The sequence below is a fragment of the Rathayibacter sp. VKM Ac-2879 genome (genome assembly GCF_015351245.1).
GTDB lineage: Bacteria > Actinomycetota > Actinomycetes > Actinomycetales > Microbacteriaceae > Rathayibacter.
In genome coordinates this window covers 548,461-569,590 of record NZ_JADKSO010000001.1, presented here as the reverse complement: position 1 = coordinate 569,590, position 21,130 = coordinate 548,461, and the positions used below count along the sequence as shown (strand labels likewise).

Below are 21,130 nucleotides of genomic sequence, written 5' to 3'. Positions count from 1 at the left end.
GTCGATCTTAACCGCTTCCCACGGTGGCGGCGGAGGGCGGTTCTGTTGTCGGAGTGCTCTCGGCCGGAGTCGGCGGGCGACCGGTTGCACTCGGCCTCTCCACGACACCCTCATCGCCCGGTAGGACGGCCCCGGCCGCCCGCTGGGCATTGTCTTCGCGAAGCAGACCCGCGGCGTATCCGGGAGCGCATCGCGCCTCCGCACCGACGTTGTAGGAATCGTCGGAACCTGCCGTGTCGAAGCTCGCGCTCAGCACTGGTCCACCCGTGGCGTAGACCGTCGGACGAGGCGTCGAATCGGCGATCCGCACGGACATCCCCAACGATTCCCAATACGCTGCGACCTTGCGCGCGTCACCCTGGAAATCCGTGCCCTCCGGCGCCCAATGGTCATAGCTGTAACTCGCGCCGGTCTCGCCGTCGCCCAGGCTGCAGACGTCCGGACGCGCAGCTCCGCTTCGCGGCCACCATCCAACGACGTCGAGCTGTTTCGTCGTCTCGACGACAAACTCGACCACCCGGTCCCGCCCCTCGCGGGGACTCATCGTGTTCACTGGTCTCACCTCTTTCTCCGCGCACGCGGATAGCGTCACCGCACACAGGAGGACCGACAGAGCTCTGACGCGTCGACCCCCTCGGCGACCTGCCCTACAACGTGTATGCACCGCTGACCATCCGATCCATCGTCTTCTGGAACTCCGTCGGCCCCAGTTTTTTGTTCTCCGTGATGACGTCCGTCCTTCCCGACAGGGCTCGCGCGGTATTCCTGAGCGACTCCGAGTTCTTGTCGAGGTAGCCCGCCAAGGCGCCGTCATCGCTCATCAGCGCGCCGTGATTGGTGACGACTCGTCCCGTGTCGCCTCCGCTCTCGACACCGAAGACCTCAGCACCGAAATCCGGATCGACGGGATTCACATGGTGATCGCGGCTCAGATCCCGCCCCACCCAGGCCGCTTCGTCACCGCTCTCGGTTTCACCCGGGTACTTCGAGCGGGCCTGCCCCGAGTACACCGCCTCGACGTTCAGGTCACCCACCGACTTCACGCTGTCGGGCAATCCGGCCGAACCGAGGGTGACCACGGTTCCGAATGCGACGTCCGATCGCGACGCGGACGCGGCGATGACGGTGCTGCCGTACGAGTGCCCGACGGCATGGGGCTTCGGAAGGGTGTCTCCTCGCACGGCGACAAGCCCCCGGACGGCGGAGGCGAGAGCGGCTCCGCCCGCGACGGCGTCGTTCACCTCGAGGACAGAGAGATCGAGATCGTCGATCGACGGCACGGGAGGCATCTCGTAGCCGACCCACGCCACGACCGCGCTCCCCGGAGGAAGCAGCGACTGTACATTCTGAGAGGCTTTCGCCCACCGCGATATGTCCGTCGTCGTCTGCCCCATTCCGGGCACGGCGTAGGTGACACTCGTCGCGGTGTCGAGGTCGCCGATCGAGACCGCCGCCAACGGGGGAACGTCATTGGTCAGCGAGATCAAGAACCGCTGATCCCCGCCGACAGGGCGGTCGAGCGAATCCTCGATGTCAACGAGCGCCTCCCATTCGGCTTTCACCGCTTCCCGCCGGGCGACCCCCTCTGCGGAGCTCGCCCCGACGAGCGCCTCCCGCTCCCGCATCAAGGCCGCCATCCTCGCCGTGAGGACACTGGAGTTCGCCCGGGCTCGCGCCCCGTACGGGATGCCGTCGAGGTTCCCGATGATCGCAGGAACGACCGCGATGAGTGCCTCCTGTCGTTTCGACAACTGCGCCTCGCCGGTCGGCGCGAGCCCCGTCCACCAGGTGTGTACGGTCGCCGGATCCATCCGGCGCAGCTGCGCCTCGAGGCGCGGCGATGCCGCCAGCAGGGTGGCGATCTCTGCGGTCGGCAGGGTCGCCAGCGAACGCAGCAGGCCCTGGTCGCTCGTCGTCCAGTTCGTCGAGCTGGCGAGGTCGAGGGTCGGAGTCGACAGGAGACCTCCGCCGGCAACGCTGAAGGCGACCGCCACCTGCTCGATCCAGTCGGCGTCTGCCCGGTTGATGTCGATCAGCTCGGCGAAGCCGCGGAACACCGTGACGGTCGTCGACCGAGCCCAGGCGCAGGTGGCGCGGAACGTCGCCCACCGGGTGTTCAGCTCGTCGAGGTGTGCCCGCATCGCGGCGTTCGCGGCCCGAGCCTCCGAGACGAAGACGCCGAGCCGATCGGGGTCTGCCGACGTGCGACCGGCGCTCATCAGGGCGCCCGCGGAGGTACGCCTCGGAACCCAGGGCAAGTACTCGGCCGAGAGTGGCGGAGGCACGACGGGCTCGTCGGGCGGGCGACCATCGAACACGGCATCGAGGGAGGCCGCGAGCGCCGACGCCGGGTCGGAGCGCCGACGCTCCTCCCGCTCGGCTTCCCGCAGCTCCCACGCTCCGAGCCTCTGCTGGCGCTCCCGTTCGTCCGCCGCCCTGATCGCGGCGAGCCGGACCTGGTCGGAGAGGTCGAAGAGCACCCGCGCCAGCCGCACGCGGTTGTCCGTCTCGGTCAGGCACGCAGTGGTGAAGAGTTCGGCGTAGGGGCCCGAGAAGTGCTCGAGGGCGTGCTCGACGGCTCCGGCGCGAAGGATCCCTTGCGCAGGAAGGGTCTCGGAGGCGATGTGCAGCGCGTCCGCGAACGCCCGCGCGACCGCATCGTCGAATGCAAGGGCCATTGGATCCTCCTGAACGAGCAATGCTCAGGAATCGTAATCGAGGCCTCGTCACCGAGTTTCGGCTGTCGCAGAACGTCGCCTGAGAGCCGATGTTCGATGCACAGAATGCACGCATCGCCGGAGGCGCGTTGCCGTGGGGTTCCTGCGTTCCGTCGGCGCCACAGCGCGATTCACCCCGCCGTGCTCAGCCGCTCCAGGTACTCCGCGAACGCCAGCAGATCGGCCTCCGACCACGAGCGCAACGCGTCCTGCATACGGACGCGCTGCAGCCCGCCGAGATCGTGCAGCTGCTCGCGGGCGGAGTCGGTGAGCGCGAGGAACCGGGCCCGCCCGTCGGCCGGATCCGCCGTCATCTCGAGGAGCCCCAGCTGGCACAGCTGCCGCGCCTGCCTGCTGATCGCGCTGCGGTCGACGCCGAGACGCTCGGCGGCGGCCCCGGAATGCACCGGTCCGCAGCGCTCGAGCATCCGCAGCAGTCGAAGGCCGAAGGGCGGCAGCGACGGATCGATCGTCGCCGCGGCGTCCCGCACGGCGCAACGGACCTGGACCGCGAGAGCCGTGATCTGCTCCTCGACCCGGCGCATCGCCTCCGCGGACGGCGCGAGTGCGGACATCAGCGGCGCTCGACCACGTCGATCGAGCCGGTCGGTCGGGCCTGTCCGACCGGGCGGAGCCCGGCCTGGCCGTCGGAGGCAGCGATGAGGGCGTCCTCGGCGTCTCGGATCACGCGCGCCGACTCCGACTCCGCCGGGCCGGCCTTCAGCTGCATCGCGTTCTTCGATCCGAGCGGCACGTTGGGCAGCAGGATGACCGCGAGGAGGGTGATGACGGCGAGCGGGATGCTCGCGAGGAACACGTCGCCGACCCCTATGCCATAGGCGCTCTCGACGACGACGCGCACCGCGTCGGGCAGGCCCGCCGGCTGCGGAATCGTGCCGCTGCCGAGCGCCTGCGCCGCGAGGGCCTGATCGGCCGGAGCGAGGCCGGCGATGCCCGTGGAGATGCGGTCCGCGATCACCGTGCCGAGCATCGACCCGAGCACCGAGACGCCGATGGTGCCGCCGAGGCTGCGGAAGAAGGTGACCGAGCTCGTCGCGACTCCGAGGTTCTTCACCTCGATCGAGTTCTGCACCACGAGCACGAGGTTCTGCATCAGCATGCCCAGGCCCGCGCCGAGCACGGCCATGTAGACGCCTACCAACGCCAGGTCGGTGTCGTAGCGCAGGGTGCTCAGGAGGAAGGTGCCGACGACCGCGAGCACGCCGCCCGAGACCATGATCGCCTTCCACTTCCCGGTGCGCGAGATGATGCCTCCGAAGATGGTGGAGGCGATGAGCAGGCCCGCCATCATCGGGATCGTGAGCAGACCCGACTGGGTCGGTGTCGCGCCGCGGGCGAGCTGCATGTACTGCGCGAGGAACACCGCGACACCGAACATCGAGACGCCGACCGAGATGCTCGCCACGACGGCGAGGCTGAAGGTGCGGTTCTTGAACATGCCCATCGGGATGATCGGCTCGGCGACCGTGAGCTCGGTGATCACCGCGGCGACGAGCAGGACGACTGCTCCGCCGACCATGAGCGCGGTCTCCCACGACGCCCAGTCGAAGTTCTTTCCGGCGAGCGACACCCAGATCAGCAGGAGGGAGACGCCGCCTGCGATGAGCACGGCGCCGAGGTAGTCGATCTTGACGCGGCGACGGGGGTGCGCGGGGAGGCGCAGCGTCACCTGGAGGAGGACGATCGCCACGATCGCTACGGGCATCGCGATGAAGAAGTTCCAGCGCCAGCCGAACGCGTCGGTGACGACTCCGCCGAGGAGCGGGCCGCCGACGGTGCCGATGGCCATCACACCGCCGAAGAGACCGGCGTACTTGCCGCGCTCTCGCGGGCTGATGATGTCGGCCATGATGATCTGGCTCAGCGCGGCCAGGCCGCCGGCTCCCAGGCCCTGGAAGACACGGAACACGATGAGCGTGTTCGTGTCCTGCGAGAAGCCGGCGAGCGCGGAGCCCACGACGAAGAGGCCGAGGGCGAGCTGGATGAGGAGCTTCCGATTGAAGAGGTCGGCGAACTTGCCCCAGAGCGGAGTCGACACGGTGGTGGCGAGCAGCGTGGCGGTGACGACCCAGGTGTAGGCGTTCTGGTCGCCCTTGAGGTCCGAGATGATCCGGGGCAGCGAGGTCGAGACGACCGTGCCCGCGAGGATCGAGACGAACATCCCCAGCAGCAGTCCGCTGAGCGACTCGAGGACTTGGCGGTGCGACATCGCTCCGCCGTTCGTGACGGCGTGACGGCGTGCGGTGCTGCGCGATACGGCGCGGTGTTCAGCGTGTGACATGGGCTCCTCTTCGGCACGGCGGCAGTTCTAGTTGATCTTGGTCAACTATTGACTAAATGCAACTATATAGCGAAGCGCGGCAAATGGCCAGCGCCGGAGAGGCCCCGGAGGCGCGCCTATCCTCGGAGCATGGACAACATCGACCGGAAGATCCTCGATCTGCTGCGCCAGAACGCCCGCGCGGGCTACGGCGACATCGGCGGCGTGGTCGGTCTCTCCGCCTCCGCGGTCAAGCGCCGCGTCGATCGCCTCGTGGCCGACGGCGTGATCCGCGGCTTCACGATCAAGGTCGACCCCGCCGTCGACGGCATGGCGACAGAGGCCTACGTCGAGCTCTTCTGCCGCGGAACGGTCGCTCCGGACGAGCTCCGCCGCATCCTCGCCGCCGTGCCCGAAGTCGTCGACGCCGGAACCGTCACCGGCTCGGCCGACGCGATCGTGCACATCCGCTCGCGCGACATCCCGAGCCTCGAGCTCGCCCTCGAGAAGGTGCGCATCGCGCCGAACGTCGACCACACGCGCTCGGCCATCGTGCTCTCCCGCCTGATCCAGCGCGGCGACGGCTGACGGACGCCGCCCCCTCCGTGACGCCCCTCCGAGGTGTGGGGCACATCAGACGCGCTCGGACGAGTAAGGGCGCGCAGTACCCCCGCCCCGCTCTTGCGGGCTCGGCGGCGCGACCCCGAACGACAGCGACGCCGTGCGCCCGAGAGCGCACGGCGTCGGCCGTGGGGTGGGACGTCACTCCGAGCAGGCCGGGAGGACGCCACGCGATCAGTAGCGATAGCTCGAGTAGGCGTGTCCCCACGCGGAGAACAGGGTCGCCGCCCAGGCGATCCCGATGACGAACGACACGACGACGACGCCGAGGAAGATCCACAGGGGCAGAAGTCCGCCTCCGGTGACACGCTTCACGACCACGCTGCGGCCGATCACATAGACGTACGGAGCAGCCAGGAATGCCCACGCCCAATGGAACGGGCGCTGCACGCCGGCCCGCTTGAGCTGGCGCCAGTCGAGGAAGGCGAAGACGACCTCGGCCGCGTAGATCAGGAAGCCGACGACCTGGAGGAGACCCAGACCGATGAAGTAGCCGGTCGACATCCCCAGCGTCGCGCGCGGGCCATAGCCCGAGGCCATCGAGGAGTTGATGATGGAGCTCGGCGGAAGCAGGAAGAGCGACAGCGCGGAGAGCAGCGGCAGGAGCACGACCACCCAGATCCAGGGCGTCGACGTGACGATGCTCGGGTCGCGCGGCTGGGCCTGTGTCGAGGGCTGCTGACCGTACGGCTGCTGGTACTGCTCCTGCGCGTACGGCTGCTGAGCGTACGCGTACTGCGGAGCCGGCGAGTGCTGCGCGGGAGCCTGCTGAGCCTGCTGCGGATACTGCCCAGAGGCGCCCTGCCCGTAGCTCGTCTCCGCCCCGCTCGACGTCTGTCCGTACACCGGAGCGACCGGGGGCACCGGAGCGACCGGAGGCACCGGAGTGGGGCTCGCGGCGGGAGGCGGAGTCGCGGCCGAGGCGAGCGTGGCGTCGCGCAGGGACTCCGTCCATCCCGAGCCGTCCCACCACCGCTGCCGAGGCGAGCCGGCGGGGTCGGGGTACCAGCCGGCGCGGGGGCCGGACCCGGTTCCTCCCGCCGATGTCACCGGATCGGCACCTCGGTCGCTGCCGCCCGTGCCGATATCGCCCGTCCCGTTGTCGTCCGCCATCGCGTCCTCCGCTTCCCCGTCGGGGCATGCTGCCCGCAGTAAGCCTCCACCGTACTGCCGCGACCCATGCTCCCGCCTGAATGGATTCTGAACGCACCCTGTCCGAGCGCTGGTCGCCTTGCGCCCCGGGATCCTCGGACGATCGGCCAGGATGGAGGCATGCCCCAGCTCCTCCGCGCCCGTGCAGCCCTCTTCGACATGGACGGGACACTCGTCGACTCGACGGCGGTCGTCGAGACGATCTGGAGTGACTTCGCGGCACGCTTCGGCCTCGATCGCGCCGTGATCCTCCGTGCCGTTCACGGTGTCCGCGCGGAGGACAGCGTGCGGCGTTTCGCTCCGGAGGGGAGCGACGTCGCGGCGATCGTCGCCGAGCTCGACGCCTTCGAGCTCGAGCATACGGAGGGGACCCTCGCGATCCCGGGGGCCGTCGCCCTCCTTGCGGCGCTGCCCCGCGACCGCGTGGCACTGGTCACCTCCGCGAGCCCTGGCCTGGCCGCCGGGCGCCTCGGAGCGGCGGGCGTCCCCTCCCCCGACATCGTCGTGACCGCCCACGACGTCGCGAACGGCAAGCCTGCTCCCGACGGCTACCTCGCGGCGGCGAGTCGACTCGGCGTCGACCCGCGCGATGCGCTGGTCTTCGAGGACGCGGAGGCGGGCATCCTCGCCGGCCTCGCCGCCGGAATGCGTGTCGTGGTCGTCGGGGCGCACGAGAGCACGTCGACCAGAGGGCTCCCGCGGATCGAGCACTACAGCGAGGTCCGTGCGGAGGTCGACGGCGACGAACTCGTCTTCACGCTCGGCTGATCCGAGTCCCGGCACGACGACACGAGCGCCCTTCGGCGCGTCGGCCGCCGCGGATCAATACCGGATCGCGTCGATGACCTTCACCCGTACCGCGACGATCGCCGGCACGATGCCCGCGAGGGCGCCGACGAGCGTCGCCGCGCCCAAGCCGATCAACGCCGCGTCGACCGGGAACGACGGGATGTCCTCGACCCCGTTCTCTTGGACGAACGACACCGTCCAGGGGTTCGTGACCAGGATGACGGCGATCGTCACTCCGACGACGCCCGCCACCACCGTGGCGACGACGCTCTCCATCATGATCGAGAAGAAGATGCGCCCCGAGGAGGCGCCGAAGCTGCGTCGGATCCCGATCTCGCGGATCCGCTGCCGCACCGTGACGAGCGCGATGTTGAGCAGGCCGAGCGCACCGAGAGCGAGCACCAGGCCCGCGACACCGCCGATCACCCACGTGAGCACGGCGAACGGGTCGGAATCGTAGACGAGGTAGTCCTGCCGGTTGACGTTCACCTCGATCCCCGAACCGAGCGCCGCAGACATGTCGCGCTTCACGGCAGCCGCGAGGGGCTCGGCGATGTCGAGGGGCACCCACATCTCGTAGCTCGGAGTCACCTGGCCGCCGAACCTCGGATCGCTCGAGGCGGCGACGGCGGAGAACGCATCGGCGAGCATCGTCATCGACGGCTCCATCTCCCAGGAGGCGGCGGGCGTGACACCGATGATCACCGCCGTGGTGGTCCGCTCCTCGCTCAGGAGGCTGACAAGCGGGTGGGTACGCAGATCGGGCCGGCCGATGCGTTCCCAGAAGATCTCGTTGACGACCACGGCGGGCGCCAGACGTCGTGTGTCGTCCGCGGTGAACCAGCTGCCGCGGTCGAGGGTGAGGCGGTGCATGTCGGCGTAGGGAGGGTCGATGGCGAGCACGGGCACATCGACGACGCCGTCCGCGAACTGGACGCGTACGCCTCCTGAGAGCGACCGGCTCGCGTAGTCGATCGAGTAGCGCTCGAGCACGCTCTCCCACGCGCTCTGCAACGACTCGGCATCGACCTCTCTCGAGCCTGCGCCGGGTGCGAAGGCCGAGACGAAGAGGCTCGCCGGCCGACCACTGCTGCGCTCAGCCGATTCGATGCTCGCCTGGCGCGCGATGCCGCCCGCGGCGACGACTCCAGTCAGCGCCGCGACCGCCACTGCGACGCCGATCAGCGACAGCAGCACGCGGCCGCGATGGATCCGGAGCTCTGCCCAGGCCTCGACGATCGCGCCGACGATGGCGACGACGGCGCGCATCAGAAGACCCCCGGCACGTGCAGCGCAGTCTGCGCCGGATCGGAGGCGGCGACCGGCCCGAGACGACCGTGGTCGAGCCGGTAGTGGCGTTCGGCGCGAGCGGCGATCGCCGGGTCGTGGGTGATGGTGACGAGGGCCGATCCGGATTCGCGGGCGATCTCGTCGAGCAGTCCCATGACGGTCTCTCCGGTGTCGGTGTCGAGGGCGCCGGTCGGCTCGTCGGCGAGGATCAGGCGCGGCCTCCGCACAAGAGCGCGCGCGATCGCGATGCGCTGCTGCTCTCCTCCCGACATGCGGCCCGGCATCGAGTCGACTCGGTGGCCGAGGCCGACGCGCTCGAGCATCTCGGCCGCGAGGGAGGCACGGCGCCAGAACTCCGAGCCGGACGCGTAGAGCAGCGGGGTCATCACGTTCTCGCGAGCGGTCCGCCCCTCGAGCAGATTGAACTGCTGGAAGATGAAGCCGATGCTCCCGCCGCGGATCCGGGCGCGAGCCCGCGAGGACAGGGTCTCGGTCGGTCGTCCCTCGAGCAGCATGCGCCCCTCGGTGGGCTCGTCGATGAGCCCGAGGATGTTGAGGAGCGTCGACTTGCCCGAACCGCTGCGCCCGACGACCGAGACATGGTCGCCCTCGCCGACCTCGAGGTCGACACCGTCGAGGATCGTGAGCGGCTCGGCGTCGGGCAGCGGGACGACCTTCCGGATCCCCTCGAGCCGGAGGATCGTCACGAGCAGAAGACCGAGCCGTCGGGCTGCTGCGTGCAGCCTTCCCCCTGGCCGTCCGCCGGGGTGGCGCTGGCTCCGGGGACGAACTGAAGCAGCTCTGCGCCCTCATCCAGGCCTCCGGTGACTTCCACGTTCGTGCCATCGGTGAGGCCGAGGGTGACAGGCACCTCTTCGTCGGCGCCGTCGGCACCGCGGCGGTAGACGACTCCCGATTGGGCCGCGCCCTCGACCGCCGTCGTCGGCACGACGAGGACGTTCTCGGCCCTGCCTCCCGCGAGGGTCACCGTGGAGGCCAGCCCGGGGAACACCGTCACGCCGTCCGGCACCTGGCAGCGGAAGGTCGTGTTCGAGCCGCTCGAGCCGCCCGAGACACCGCCTGAGGCGTCGGAGCCGGTGCTCGTGCCTCCCGACGAGCCCTCGCCGGCGAGCGGCGTCGAGATGGTCAGGCCGGTGCAGGTGAAGGGCGCGGGGCCGCCCGTGATGGCGACCTGTGCCTCCGTCGGCCGGTTCTGGATGCGATAGAGCTTGTCGGCCTCGATCGAGCCCGTCACCGCGAATGTCGGAGGAGCGACCTGGCCGGTGACCTCTCCCACCGTCACGGCCTGGTCGTGGATGACGCCGAGAGCGCTGAGGATGCCCGCGCTGGGCGCGTAGACCCGCTCGAAGCGCACGGTGGGTTCGGGCTGGGCCGTGGTGACGACTCCGTCGGCGCCCGTGGTCGCGACGGGGTCGCGTTGCGTCTCGACGCGGATGTCGTAGAGGAGGTCGCCCGTGGCGACGGCGGCGCCCTGCTCGGCGTAGACGTCGTCGACCGTTCCCGCCGCCGTCGCCTTCACCGGAACGGCCGGGTCGGCCGCGACGGTGCCCTGGAGGGTGAGGTCGTTGGTCACCGTGCCGCGGCCGACGACGATCGTCGGCTCGGTGATCTCGCCGGTGGGGAACGCCGGATCGGCCTCCGTGGCGCGGTCGGGGAAGAAGGCGATCTTGACCAGCGCGATGCTCGCCGCACCGATGATCACCATCCAGACGATCGGAAACACCCATCGTCGAAAAGCACCCATACCCTGTACCCCGGCTCCGCGTCAGCAACGCTCCCCCGTGGTGCGCCGACGGCAGCCTAGCCGTCGCCACCACCGGACCGCTCTCCCCGGTTAGGGGTCAATCGGCCAGCTCGGCGAGCACGGAGGCGATCCGTCGCGCGCGCGTCGCCTCGGCCTTCGCGCCCTCCACCGAGGCCACCCGGGCCTTGCGCACGCTCGGCGCGAGAGCGGCGAAAGCGGAGGTGCGCCCCGCGTCCGCGAGCGCGCGGGCGAGATCCTCGGGCACCGCCACCTCGCGGGGCGCCGCGTCGAGCTCGAGCACCACGTCGATCGTCTCGCCGCCGTTCAGCCCCGTGGTCGCGCGTCGCTCGGCCGAGAACGGGATCAGCGCGCGGCCGCCCATCGCCCCGACCGTGCTTTCGTAGCGGTAGCCGTTCACCTCGACGATGACCGCGGGCCGCTTGCCTCCGCCGAGCGCTTCGAGCACCTCCGGGGGCACCTCGATGCCCGTGTTGCGACCCATCTGGAACAGCGTCGTCGTGAACTGCATGGGTCGAGGATGCCATGGCCTCTCGCGCCGCGGGCTGCGGATCGTCATACTGACCCGCATGAGTGTCTCGACCGTCTTCGTGAATCTGCCCGTCACCGATCTCGAACGCTCGAAGGCGTTCTACACCTCCCTCGGCTGGAGCGTGAATCCGCTTTTCAGCGACGAGAACGCCGCCTGCATCGTCATCTCGGACACCATCTACGCGATGCTCCTCGTCCACCCCTTCTTCTCGACCTTCACGTCGAAGGAGATCATCGACGCGAAGACCCAGGTGCAGGGCCTCTTCGCGCTCGGCGCCGAGAGCCGCGACGAGGTCGACGATCTGCTCGCCAAGGGGCTGGCCGCGGGAGGCGCGGAGCCCGTTGCCGCGCAGGATCTCGGCTTCATGTACTCTCGCGATCTCGAGGACCCGGACGGACACATCTGGGAGATCCTCTGGATGGACCCGGCGGCAGCCGAGGCCGGCCCGCCCGCGGCCTGAGGCTCCCGAGCCCTGCGCCCGACGCTCGGGCGTCGTCGGAGGCTCAGGACTCCGGCTCGCGCAGGGCCGAGCGGACAGCCTCGACGGTCATCCGACCCTCAGGATCGAGTCGCGTCAGCATGCGCGCCATGATGTCGGCGAGCTGGGTGATCTGCTCGGCGTCGAGCGGGTCGATCACGTCGGCGAGCACTGTCGCGACGTGTCCCGGCGCCGTCTCGATGACCTTCCGCAGCCCCTCTTCGGTGAGCACGGCGTTGGTCGCGCGCCCGTCGCTCGGGCAGGGGCGTCGCTCCAGGTAGTTCCGGCGGACCAGGCGGGTGACGACGTGCGAGAGGCGCGGGAGGGTCGCGTTCGTGCGCGCCGCGAGCGTGGTCATCCGTAGGGAGTGGCCCGGCGCCTCCGAGAGCATCGCGAGCGTCATGTACTCGAAATGGGTGAGCCCCGCGTCCCGCTGGAGCTGCGAGTCGAGGGAGCCCGGCAGCAGCTCGACGACAGCGATGAGCCTCAGCCACGCGTCGAGCTGCTCGGGCGTGAGCCAGCGCGGCTCCGGAGTCGTCATTCCGGGAGTCTAGCGAGAGGTTGCCGCGACAAGTAAGAGCAGGGGGTCGGGCCTCGTCAGACCAGCGGCCGGGGTCACACCACGTCGTCGCTCAGCGAGATCGGCGCGCCGAAGCGGTGGTTCGTGATCGAGATCGCCTGCTCGCGGAGGAAGGGAAGCAGCTCGACACGACCGGCGGGAGTGACCGGGTCGGCGTAGATCGCCACATCCGGCGAGCCTCCGAGCGCCTCCGCCAGCGCCGAAGCGAGGGGCACCCGCGAGCCGTCGGCGCGGAGCAGCGGGATGCGCGTGCCGGTGCTACCGCGTGACATCCCTGCCACGACATCGGTGAACGAGCGAGTGGAGTCGGGCGTCCGCGAGGCGCGCACCGCGCCCTCGGCGGGCGAGGCTGTGGACGCCGCAGTCCTCGACCCGAACCCGTCGACCCGCTCCGACACGACATCCCCGATGATCCTCACTCGGGAGGCGGTGATCCGACCGGCAGCCGCGCGCTCCAGCCACTGGGCGTCCGACTCGACGACGACACGCGGAGCGAGCCCGGCCATCTCGAGCAACTCGTCGCCCGCGAGCATCTCCTGCACCCGAGGAGGCAGCGGGAGCGACGTCGAGATGTCCATCCGCGAGCGCGTGAGCAGGCCCGCGGCGATCACCCGCAACAGCTCGCCGAGGTCGCCGCCATCGGCCAGGCGCAGGGCGATCGGCACCCGGAGGTAGCGGAACAGGTTGCGCTCGACCCCGACCTTGGAGATGTCGGTGACGACCCCGAACTCGGTCGCCCAGGCCAGCTGGTCGGAGAGGGCGGAGCGGCGCAGGAGGTCGAACTGCTCGAACTGCAACGACGACTGCGCCGCCTCGATGAACTGCCGCGCCCGGTCGTCGAGCCCGCGCAAGTGCAGGGTGGTCGACGGGCGGGCAGGCGAGGGCTTCCACGAGCCCAGACCGATCAGGTGATTCGGTCCGCCCGCCTTCGCGCCGCCTCCCACGGAGGAGCGCTTCCACCCTCCGAAAGGTTGACGCCGCACGATCGCCCCCGTGATGCCCCGATTGACGTAGAGGTTGCCGGCCTCGACCGAGTCGATCCACAGCGCGAGCTCGTCGGCGTGCAGCGAGTGCAGCCCGGCGGTGAGTCCGTAGTCGGTGGCGTTCTGCATCCGGATCGCGTCCTCGAGGGTCGCCGCGTGCAGGATCCCGAGCACCGGCCCGAAGAACTCGGTGAGGTGGACGTAGCTCCCCTCGCTCACGCCCTCGCGGATGCCCGGCGACCACAGCCTCCCCGACTCGTCGAGGCGACGCGGCTCGACGAGCCACGACTCCCCCGCACCCAGCGTCGTCAACGCGTGCGCGAGCTTGCCCGTCGGCGCCTCGATGAGCGGACCCATGGCGGTGCTCGGGTCCTCGGGCACGCCGACTCGCAGCGACGTGACCGCGTCGACCAGTTGCGCGCGGAACCGCTTCGACCGGGCGACCGAGCCGACGAGGATCACGAGCGAGGCTGCCGAGCACTTCTGGCCGGCGTGACCGAAGGCGCTCTTCACGATGTCGGCGACGGCGAGGTCGTAGTCGGCGTGCGGAGTCACGACGATCGCGTTCTTACCGCTGGTCTCCGCCTGGAGCGCGAGGTCCGGCCTCCACGAGCGGAAGAGCCGTGCCGTCTCGTAGGAGCCCGTGAGCAAGACGCGGTCGACGAGCGGATCGGTGATCAGCTCGCGGCCGAGGGTCTCCTCGTCGAGGTCGACGAGGGCGAGCAGGTCCTGCGGGATCCCCGCATCCCACAGCGCCTCGACGAGCACCGCGGCCGAGCGACGCGCCTGCGGGGCCGGCTTCACGACCACTCCTGAGCCGGCGGCGAGCGCCGCCAGGATCGACCCGGCGGGGATCGCCACAGGGAAGTTCCACGGAGGCGCCACCACGGTGACGCGCGCGGGCACGAAGGTCGCGCCTCCCACGGCGTCGAGTTCGCGGGCGCGCGTGGCGTAGTAGTGGGCGAAGTCGATCGCCTCCGACACCTCGGGGTCGGCCTCGGCGATGGTCTTTCCGGTCTCGGACGCCATCACCTCGATCAGACGGTCGCGGTTGGCGGCCAGGGCGAGCCCCGCGCGATCGAGGATCGCCGCACGGTCGTAGCCCAGCCGATCCCCCCAGCGTTCGGCGCGCTGGGCGACAGCCCGCAGCACCTCCTGGAGCTGCTCCGTGGTCGAGACGCGGGCCGACGCCGCGGTGCGCTCGCCGACGGTCGAGGAGGCGATGCGCTCGGCGATCAGGCGCGCCCATCGTCTGTTGCCGGGCAGCGAGGGGTCGGTGTCGGGCTCGTTGCGGAAGCCTGCGGTCGCGGCAGCGACTCCCGAGCCGCGGCGGAGGCCGAGGACCGCCTCGGTCAGTCCGTCGGCGGCCGGATCCTGCGCGTGCTCGCCCGCCCGCGCGTGCTCCTGCACGAGCCGGACTCCTGAGCCCGACGACCACTCGCGGAGGCGGTCCTGGGTGCGGTTCGGAGTCGGCGCGGCTCCGCCCAGTGCCTCCAGCGGCGCGCGGAAACGCTCGAGCTCACGCTGGAACATGCTCTCGTCGTCGAGTTCGAAGAGTGCCGACATGAAGTTCTCGTCGCTCGCGTTCTCTTCGAGGCGCCGAACGAGGTACGAGATCGCCACATCGAACTCGTGCGGATGCACGACGGGCGTGTAGAGGAGGAGCCGACCGACGTCCTCCCGGATGGCACGCGCCTGACCGGTCGCCATGCCCAGCAGCATCTCGAACTCGACCGCCGACTCGACTCCGCGCTCGTTCGCGAGGATCCAGGCGAACGCGATGTCGAAGAGATTGTGGCCGGCCACACCGATCCGTACGGCGTCGGTGCGCTCGGGCGTCAGTGCCGCGTCGAGTAAGCGCTTGTAGTGCGTGTCGGTCTCGACCTTGCTGCCGAAGGTCGCGAGCGGCCAGTCATGCATCGCCGCGTCGACCCGCTCCATCGCGAGGTTCGCGCCCTTCACGAGGCGCACCTTGATCGGCGCGCCTCCGCGCAAGCGACGCTCCTTCGCCCACTCGGTGAGCTCCTCCAGCACGGCGAGAGAGTCGGGGAGGTAGGCCTGAAGCACGATCCCCGCCTCCAGTTCGTGCATGCCCGGGGCGTCCAGGAGGCGTCGGAACACCGCGACAGTGAGGTCGAGATCGCGGTACTCCTCCATGTCGAGGTTGATGAAGGTGGGCACCGGGCTCGAGGCCGCGGCCTGGTAGAGCGGGGTGAGCCTCTCGACGACGCGCGCCACCTCCTCCTCGAATGCCCAGAGGGACACCTGGCTGACGACACTCGAGACCTTGATGCTGACGTAGTCGACATCGGCTCGCTCGAGCAGCCGACGCGTTCCCTCGAGCCGTCGCTGCGCCTCGCGTTCGCCGAGGACGGCCTCGCCGAGGAGGTTGAGGTTCAGCCGGTCGCCGTTACCGCGCAGCCGCGCGATTGCCGCACCCAAGCGGGCGTCGGAGGCGTCGACGACGAGGTGGCCGACCATCCGGCGCAGTACCTGCCTCGCCGCCGGGACGACGATCCACGGCAGCACCGGGCCGACCGCCCCTCCTGTGGCGATCGCGGCGCGGAGGGAGGAGGGGAGGAAAGCGGGCGTCCTGCCGGTCAGCGCGGCCAGGTTCTCGGCCGCGACCGTGAGGTCCTCGGGGCGGGCGACGCCATCGACGAAGCCGACCGTGAAGTCGAGGCCGTTCTCGTCCCGGAGCACACCCGCGAGACGCCGAGCCGCCGGATCGACGTCGAAGGCACGGCTGCGCACGAGCCAGCGCCGCACGAGCGCCTCGATACGCCCGAGGAGGGGCTGCTCGGCGTCGAACTCGGGCTTGTTGCGAGGCAGGCGCAGGGGCATGCCCGTGTGGTAGCTGCCGGTGTCGCTCAGGGCTCCGCGGTCGGCCTTCGGCGCGGAGGAGTCGGCGGGCTCGGCCGTCTCGGCGTCGACGGTCTCGGAGTCGGTCTCGGCGGCCTCGTCTGGCTCGGCGACGGCGTCGGGCGCCCTGTCGGGCTCGCGTTCCGGCTCGTTCCCGGGCACGGCTGAGGTCGTCGGGCGCTCCATCCCACGAGGCTATGCCCGAGCGGGCATCACGGGCTACGCGGCATGCTCCTTCGCGGACGACAGGGAGGAGATTCTGCGGTCACCACCACCCGCCCAGACAGGACTCGTTCTCCGCCACTGGTGAACACGTCACCGTGTTGCAGGCCCCGTGAGCATCTACCCCGAGCGTGTCACGGCGCTCCGAGTAGGCGCTCAGTGCCACCGGTGGTCCTGAATGGTCAGCCGCGGGCCGCGCCGCGGTCGGTGGGCACCACTGCACTCGATCAGTCGGATGACGCGCTGCCGGTGACCGCGCCACGGGTCGAGCAGCTCGAGCATGCCGTCGTCGTCGACCCCGAGACGCCCCGTCAGCGCAAAACCCACCGCGGAGGCGAGATGGTAGTCGCCCACACTCACCGCATCGGGATCCCCGTGCGCGCGCATCATCACCTCGGAGGCGGTCCACGGCCCGATCCCGGGCACCGAGCGCAGTCGGCGCTCCGCCTCCGCCCCGCCGCGACCGAGCACCAGCGTGCGCTCGAGGCCGGGGGCGACGAGCGCCGCGGTCACGAGCGTGCGCGAGCGCCGCGGATCCACACCCGCCCGGTGCCAGTCCCACGACGGCACCCGACGCCACTGCTCGGCCGACGGCGCCACATGCAGGGCGATCGGACCGGGGGCCGGCTCGCCGTGCAGGCGAACCAGCGCACGGTAGGCGCGCCACGCCTCCGTGCTCGTGACCTTCTGCTCGAGGATCGACGGGGCGAGCATCTCGAACACCAGGTTCGTACGGGTGAGCCGCAGGCCCGTCGAACGGCGCAGCACCTCCGCGAGCGGGCGGTGCTCCGAGAGATCAAGCCCGCTCCAGTCGTCGCCGTGGCCCAGCAGCTCGGGAACGTGAGCGATGAGCCACTCCGCCCCCGCTCCCCAGGCGCGAGCATGCACGGCGCCGTCGGCAGCCTGTCGCAGATGGAGCGTGCCCGGTCCGAGCGGTGTACGGAAGGCGCGCCAGTAGCCGGAGGCGTCGATGAGCATCGTCGGGTCGCCGGAGCCGCGCAGCAGCGTGCGGAGGGTGAGCGGAAGGCTCACCGGAACGGCCGGCGCGTAGACCGTGACCGAAGCGGGCACGGAGGCGGCGATCGACACGCAGCGACGCTAACCGCGGCCACCGACACCCGAGGCGGCCGACCTGGGCGCCGACGCCGACCCGGGGGAAAGACGAGAGAGAAGACGCGCCGAGACCTCTGCTCACAGAACCGCCATCACTCTTGTGTTCGGAGCGACACGCGCACCGGATTGGTTCAGACGCCGAGAACACATGCGCACATCCGATCCGCTGTTTTCCCTGGTCAGCGGGCACAGGTCGGGCGTAGCGTCGCGCTGTCGCGGCGGCGTCCAGCCGCTCGTCACCGCCTATCACTGGAGATGCGCACATGTTCGACACGTCTTTCATCCGCAATGCGATCGTCAGGAGCTCGGAAACCGCTCTCGACCGTCGCCGCTTCTTCGAGGCCACCGGTATCGCCGGCCTGGGCATCGGAGCCGCAGCACTCGCCGCCCCCTCGGCCTCGGCCGAAGAGGTCGCCGCCGACGGTCCCTCCGACGGTTCGATCCTCAACTTCGCGCTCAACCTCGAGTACCTCGAGGCCGAGTTCTACCTCCGCGCCGTCACGGGTGCCGGCCTGTCCAGCGGCGACATCAACGGCGTCGGCAGCACGGGAGGCGTCGTCGGCGGCAAGGCCGTGCCGTTCAAGACCCCGTGGCTCAAGTCGTTCGCCGCCGAGGTGGCCAACGACGAGAAGGCCCACGTGAAGTTCCTCCGCAGCCAGCTCGGAGGCACGGCCGTCGCGCGTCCCGCGATCAACCTCTCGGCCAGCTTCACCGCTGCGGCCACCGCGGCCGGCCTGATCCAGGCCGGACAGAGCTTCGATCCGTTCCTGAACGAGCAGAACTTCCTCCTCGGCGCCTTCGTCTTCGAGGACGTCGGAGTCACGGCATACAAGGGGGCCGCCCCGTTCATCCAGAACAAGACGTACCTCGAGGCCGCCGCGGGCATCCTCGCGGTCGAGGCGTACCACGCGGGCACGATCCGTTCGGCGCTCTACGCCGCGGGACTCGACGTACAGGCCGGCAAGCTGTCGGACGCTCGCGACAGCCTCGACGGCCCCTCCGACGACGACCAGGGCATCAAGGTCAACGGGCAGGCGAACATCCAGCCCACCGACGCCAACGGCATCGCCTTCAGCCGCAGCCCCGGCCAGGTGCTCAACGTCGTGTACCTGAACTCGAAGGCCGTCACCTCCGGCGGCTTCTTCCCCCAGGGCGTCCACGGCGACATCACCACCAGCCAGGCCAACTAGTACCGAATGGCGACGGGCCCTTCCTCGAGGCGGCGAGGAGGGGCCGGTCGCCATCTCGCTCCCCTGCGTGCGCGAGCCGTCCCGCCGTCCTCTACTCTGAGCGGGTGAAGATCGGGATCCTGACCTCCGGCGGCGACTGCCCGGGGCTGAACGCCGTCATCCGCGGCGCCGTGTACAAGGGCATCAAGGTGTACGACCAGGAGTTCGTGGGCTTCCGCGACGGCTGGCGTGGAGTGGTCGACGGCGACGTCCGCCCGCTCGAGCGCAGCGACATCCAGGGCATCGCCAAGCAGGGCGGCACGATCCTCGGCACGAGCCGCACCAATCCCTTCGAGGGCCCGAACGGCGGCCCGGAGCGCATCGCCGAGATGATGGACCGCAACGGCATCGACTCCATCATCGCGATCGGAGGAGAAGGCACCCTCGCCGCAGCCAAGCGCCTCACCGACGCGGGCCTCAAGATCGTCGGCGTCCCCAAGACCATCGACAACGACCTCAGCGCCACCGACTACACCTTCGGCTTCGACACGGCCGTGGGCATCGCGACCGACGCGATGGATCGCCTCCGCACGACCGGCGACTCGCACAGACGCTGCATGGTCGCCGAGGTCATGGGCCGCCACGTGGGGTGGATTGCGCTGCACTCGGGCATGGCCGCCGGGGCGCACGTCATCCTCATCCCCGAGAGGCGCACCTCGATCGAGCAGATCGTGGAGTGGGTGCAGAGCGCACAAGACCGCGGGCGGGCCCCTCTCGTGGTCGTCGCCGAGGGCTTCTCGCTCGACTCCATGGACGACGCGCACTCCGAGCGCGGCCTCGATGCCTTCGGCCGTCCTCGCCTGGGTGGCATCGGCGAGATGCTCGCCCCGATGATCGAGGAGCGGACGGGCATCGAGACCCGCGCGACCACCCTGGGCCACATCCAGCGCGGAGGCACCCCGACCGCCTTCGATCGTGTCCTCGCGACCCGCCTGGGCATGGCCGCGATCGACTCGGTGGTCGCCGAGCACTGGGGCCGCATGGTCGCCCTGCGCGGCACCGACATCTACCACGTCGACTTCGCCGAAGCACTGGGCACCCTGAAGACGGTGCCCGACGCCCGCTACGAGGAGGCGCGCATCCTCTTCGGCTAGCGCCCACGGTTCCTCGCTCGGCGCGCGGCCAGCCCCCGCGAGGAGGAGGCGCGCAGCCCTGGCGCGTGCCCGCCTCCTCCACGTGCTACTGCCGAGCGCCGTCGGGCGTTGCCGTCGCGACGAGCACTGCCCGCGCGAGCGTATGGAAGTGCGCGTTGAAGCCGAGGATCGCCGGGGTCGACTCGGGGTCGAGGTCGAACGAGGCGACGTCGAGGGCGTGCACGACGAAGAAGTAGCGGTGCTCGCGGTCCGGCGGGGCGGCTCCGATGAACTGGCGCAGCCGCATCTCGTTGGGCAGCGTCTGCGCGCCGGCAGGAAGCAGCTCGAATCCGGCCGCACCGGCACCCGTCGGCAGCTCGCTGGTGTCGGCGGGCAGGTTGTAGACGGCCCAGTGCCAGAAGCCCGAGCCGGTGGGCGCGTCCGGGTCGAACACGGTCACCGCGAAGCTCTTCGTCCCGGCGGGAGCCCCCGACCAGCGCACGTGGGGCGAAACATCCTCGCCGCCGGCGTCCTCCCCATAGTGGCGTGCCGCCAGGGGCTGCCCGTCAGCGATGTCGTCGCTCTCGAGCGTGAAGATCGGCACCTCGCCGAGGCGCGTGTAGGGATCGTAGGTCCAGTCGGACATCCGGTTTCTCCGTTCGAACGGGGCAACGCACGGCGCGCGCCTCCTCCCAGCGTAGGAACCGCGAGCCCCCACCCGAAGGGCTTGCGGAGGCACCGCGATCACGACCCGAGGTAGCGGCCCGGCCTGTGGTTGAAGGCCAGCACGAGGTTGAGCACGACGACTCCGAGCGCCGAGATCACCACGTTCACGGGAGGCACGACGAACAGCGCGGCGACGACCACGCACGCGTCGAGCGCCATCATCACATAGCCGGCCCGCCAGCCGAGGCGCTCCTGCGCGATGAGCGCGACGATGCTGAAACCGCCCAGGCTCGAGCCGTGCCGGAAGAGGATCAACAGCCCGATCCCCGCGAGAACGTCGCCGGTCAGCACCCCGTAGACCGGCTCGATGCTCAGAGCGCCAAAAGCCAGAGGATGCACGCCAGTCAGCAGCGACACCAGCGCGATCGAGAACATGGTGCGAAGCGTGAACCGCCAGCCCTTCTTCCACAGCGAGAGCGCGAGGAACGGGAGGTTCACCGCCACCAGGATCACGCCGAAGGGCACGTGCAGTGGATAGCCGAGCAGCAGGGCCAGACCGGCGGTGCCTCCCGTGACTGCCTGGCTGGCGCGCAGCAGGTACAGGCCGAGCGAGACCACGAACGCACCGGTGACGAGTCCGAAGACGTCCTCGAGGCGGGAGTGCGGCACGGTGGCGGAGGCGTCGGTCACTCCGGCGATGCTGCCATACGAGCGTTTCGCGGGCGTGACGCCGGAAGCGCCTCGGCTCGTAGGATGTGC

19 protein-coding genes are annotated in these 21,130 nt (G+C 70.2%); 5 read left to right on the top strand and 14 right to left on the bottom strand.

What is annotated here, in order from left to right; translation table 11 throughout:
- Window positions 1-7: 7 nt before the first annotated feature.
- The 4 genes from ITJ45_RS02750 to ITJ45_RS02735 all read right to left on the bottom strand — a co-directional run bounded on the left by ITJ45_RS02750 (window position 8) and on the right by ITJ45_RS02735 (window position 4,947).
- A complete protein-coding gene (locus tag ITJ45_RS02750; protein WP_194607291.1) occupies window positions 8-553 on the bottom strand; it encodes a hypothetical protein in 546 nt (181 codons plus the stop codon).
- A gap of 94 nt (window positions 554-647) precedes the next feature.
- Window positions 648-2,678 carry an alpha/beta hydrolase gene (locus ITJ45_RS02745; RefSeq protein ID WP_194607290.1) on the bottom strand — a complete coding sequence of 677 codons (2,031 nt, stop codon included), beginning with the start codon at window positions 2,676-2,678 and terminating at the stop codon, window positions 648-650.
- Window positions 2,679-2,848: 170 nt separating this feature from the next.
- Window positions 2,849-3,292 (bottom strand): MarR family winged helix-turn-helix transcriptional regulator, encoded by a 444-nt coding sequence (locus ITJ45_RS02740; RefSeq protein ID WP_194607289.1) that lies wholly within the window; start codon window positions 3,290-3,292, stop codon window positions 2,849-2,851.
- Window positions 3,292-4,947 (bottom strand): MDR family MFS transporter, encoded by a 1,656-nt coding sequence (locus ITJ45_RS02735; protein ID WP_194607723.1) that lies wholly within the window; start codon window positions 4,945-4,947, stop codon window positions 3,292-3,294. The genes ITJ45_RS02740 and ITJ45_RS02735 overlap by 1 nt, the downstream gene beginning before the upstream one ends.
- A gap of 201 nt (window positions 4,948-5,148) precedes the next feature.
- Here ITJ45_RS02735 and ITJ45_RS02730 point away from each other — a divergent pair, with 201 nt between their 5' ends.
- Window positions 5,149-5,586 carry an Lrp/AsnC family transcriptional regulator gene (locus tag ITJ45_RS02730; RefSeq protein WP_194607288.1) on the top strand — a complete coding sequence of 146 codons (438 nt, stop codon included), beginning with the start codon at window positions 5,149-5,151 and terminating at the stop codon, window positions 5,584-5,586.
- A gap of 207 nt (window positions 5,587-5,793) precedes the next feature.
- Here the strand turns inward: ITJ45_RS02730 and ITJ45_RS02725 are convergent, their stop codons facing one another.
- Window positions 5,794-6,732: a DUF2510 domain-containing protein gene (locus ITJ45_RS02725; RefSeq protein WP_194607287.1), complete on the bottom strand. Its 939-nt coding sequence runs from the start codon at window positions 6,730-6,732 to the stop codon at window positions 5,794-5,796.
- Between the two features lie 159 nt (window positions 6,733-6,891).
- Here ITJ45_RS02725 and ITJ45_RS02720 point away from each other — a divergent pair, with 159 nt between their 5' ends.
- Window positions 6,892-7,539, top strand: a complete 648-nt coding sequence (locus ITJ45_RS02720; RefSeq protein WP_194607286.1) for an HAD-IA family hydrolase — start codon at window positions 6,892-6,894, stop codon at window positions 7,537-7,539.
- 54 nt (window positions 7,540-7,593) lie between these two features.
- On the opposite strand, the gene ITJ45_RS02715 is transcribed toward ITJ45_RS02720, so the two are convergent.
- The 4 genes from ITJ45_RS02715 to ITJ45_RS02700 form a co-directional block, all read right to left on the bottom strand.
- Window positions 7,594-8,829, bottom strand: a complete 1,236-nt coding sequence (locus ITJ45_RS02715; RefSeq protein ID WP_194607285.1) for an ABC transporter permease — start codon at window positions 8,827-8,829, stop codon at window positions 7,594-7,596.
- Window positions 8,829-9,557 carry an ABC transporter ATP-binding protein gene (locus ITJ45_RS02710; RefSeq protein ID WP_194607284.1) on the bottom strand — a complete coding sequence of 243 codons (729 nt, stop codon included), beginning with the start codon at window positions 9,555-9,557 and terminating at the stop codon, window positions 8,829-8,831. The genes ITJ45_RS02715 and ITJ45_RS02710 overlap by 1 nt, the downstream gene beginning before the upstream one ends.
- Complete coding sequence (locus ITJ45_RS02705; RefSeq protein ID WP_194630383.1) at window positions 9,554-10,594, bottom strand: efflux RND transporter periplasmic adaptor subunit; 1,041 nt, start codon at window positions 10,592-10,594, stop codon at window positions 9,554-9,556. Before ITJ45_RS02705 ends, ITJ45_RS02710 begins: the two co-directional genes overlap by 4 nt.
- Before the next feature lie 118 nt (window positions 10,595-10,712).
- Window positions 10,713-11,144, bottom strand: coding sequence for a DUF1905 domain-containing protein (locus tag ITJ45_RS02700; protein ID WP_194607282.1), 432 nt, complete (start codon window positions 11,142-11,144; stop codon window positions 10,713-10,715).
- Window positions 11,145-11,202: 58 nt separating this feature from the next.
- Between ITJ45_RS02700 and ITJ45_RS02695 the strand changes: the two genes are divergently transcribed.
- On the top strand, window positions 11,203-11,625 hold the full coding sequence (locus tag ITJ45_RS02695; RefSeq protein ID WP_194607281.1) for a VOC family protein: 423 nt from the start codon (window positions 11,203-11,205) through the stop codon (window positions 11,623-11,625).
- Window positions 11,626-11,668: 43 nt separating this feature from the next.
- Here ITJ45_RS02695 and ITJ45_RS02690 read toward each other — a convergent pair whose 3' ends face one another.
- The 3 genes from ITJ45_RS02690 to ITJ45_RS02680 all read right to left on the bottom strand — a co-directional run bounded on the left by ITJ45_RS02690 (window position 11,669) and on the right by ITJ45_RS02680 (window position 17,379).
- The gene (locus ITJ45_RS02690; protein ID WP_194607280.1) at window positions 11,669-12,184 is read right to left on the bottom strand and encodes a MarR family winged helix-turn-helix transcriptional regulator; all 516 of its coding nucleotides are present in this window, start codon (window positions 12,182-12,184) and stop codon (window positions 11,669-11,671) included.
- A gap of 74 nt (window positions 12,185-12,258) precedes the next feature.
- On the bottom strand, window positions 12,259-16,050 hold the full coding sequence (locus ITJ45_RS02685; RefSeq protein ID WP_194607722.1) for a bifunctional proline dehydrogenase/L-glutamate gamma-semialdehyde dehydrogenase: 3,792 nt from the start codon (window positions 16,048-16,050) through the stop codon (window positions 12,259-12,261).
- Between the two features lie 396 nt (window positions 16,051-16,446).
- Entirely contained in the window at window positions 16,447-17,379 is a 933-nt protein-coding gene (locus tag ITJ45_RS02680) for a DNA-3-methyladenine glycosylase family protein (RefSeq protein ID WP_194607279.1), read from the bottom strand.
- Window positions 17,380-17,666: 287 nt separating this feature from the next.
- Here ITJ45_RS02680 and ITJ45_RS02675 point away from each other — a divergent pair, with 287 nt between their 5' ends.
- A complete protein-coding gene (locus ITJ45_RS02675) occupies window positions 17,667-18,593 on the top strand; it encodes a ferritin-like domain-containing protein (protein ID WP_194607278.1) in 927 nt (308 codons plus the stop codon).
- Window positions 18,594-18,697: 104 nt separating this feature from the next.
- Window positions 18,698-19,726 carry a 6-phosphofructokinase gene (locus ITJ45_RS02670; RefSeq protein WP_194607277.1) on the top strand — a complete coding sequence of 343 codons (1,029 nt, stop codon included), beginning with the start codon at window positions 18,698-18,700 and terminating at the stop codon, window positions 19,724-19,726.
- Window positions 19,727-19,811: 85 nt separating this feature from the next.
- Here ITJ45_RS02670 and ITJ45_RS02665 read toward each other — a convergent pair whose 3' ends face one another.
- Together ITJ45_RS02665 and ITJ45_RS02660 are read right to left on the bottom strand one after the other, a co-directional pair.
- The gene (locus ITJ45_RS02665) at window positions 19,812-20,351 is read right to left on the bottom strand and encodes a YbhB/YbcL family Raf kinase inhibitor-like protein (RefSeq protein ID WP_194607276.1); all 540 of its coding nucleotides are present in this window, start codon (window positions 20,349-20,351) and stop codon (window positions 19,812-19,814) included.
- A 98-nt stretch (window positions 20,352-20,449) separates the two neighbouring features.
- A complete protein-coding gene (locus ITJ45_RS02660) occupies window positions 20,450-21,061 on the bottom strand; it encodes a YitT family protein (protein ID WP_323742830.1) in 612 nt (203 codons plus the stop codon).
- Window positions 21,062-21,130 lie beyond the last annotated feature (69 nt).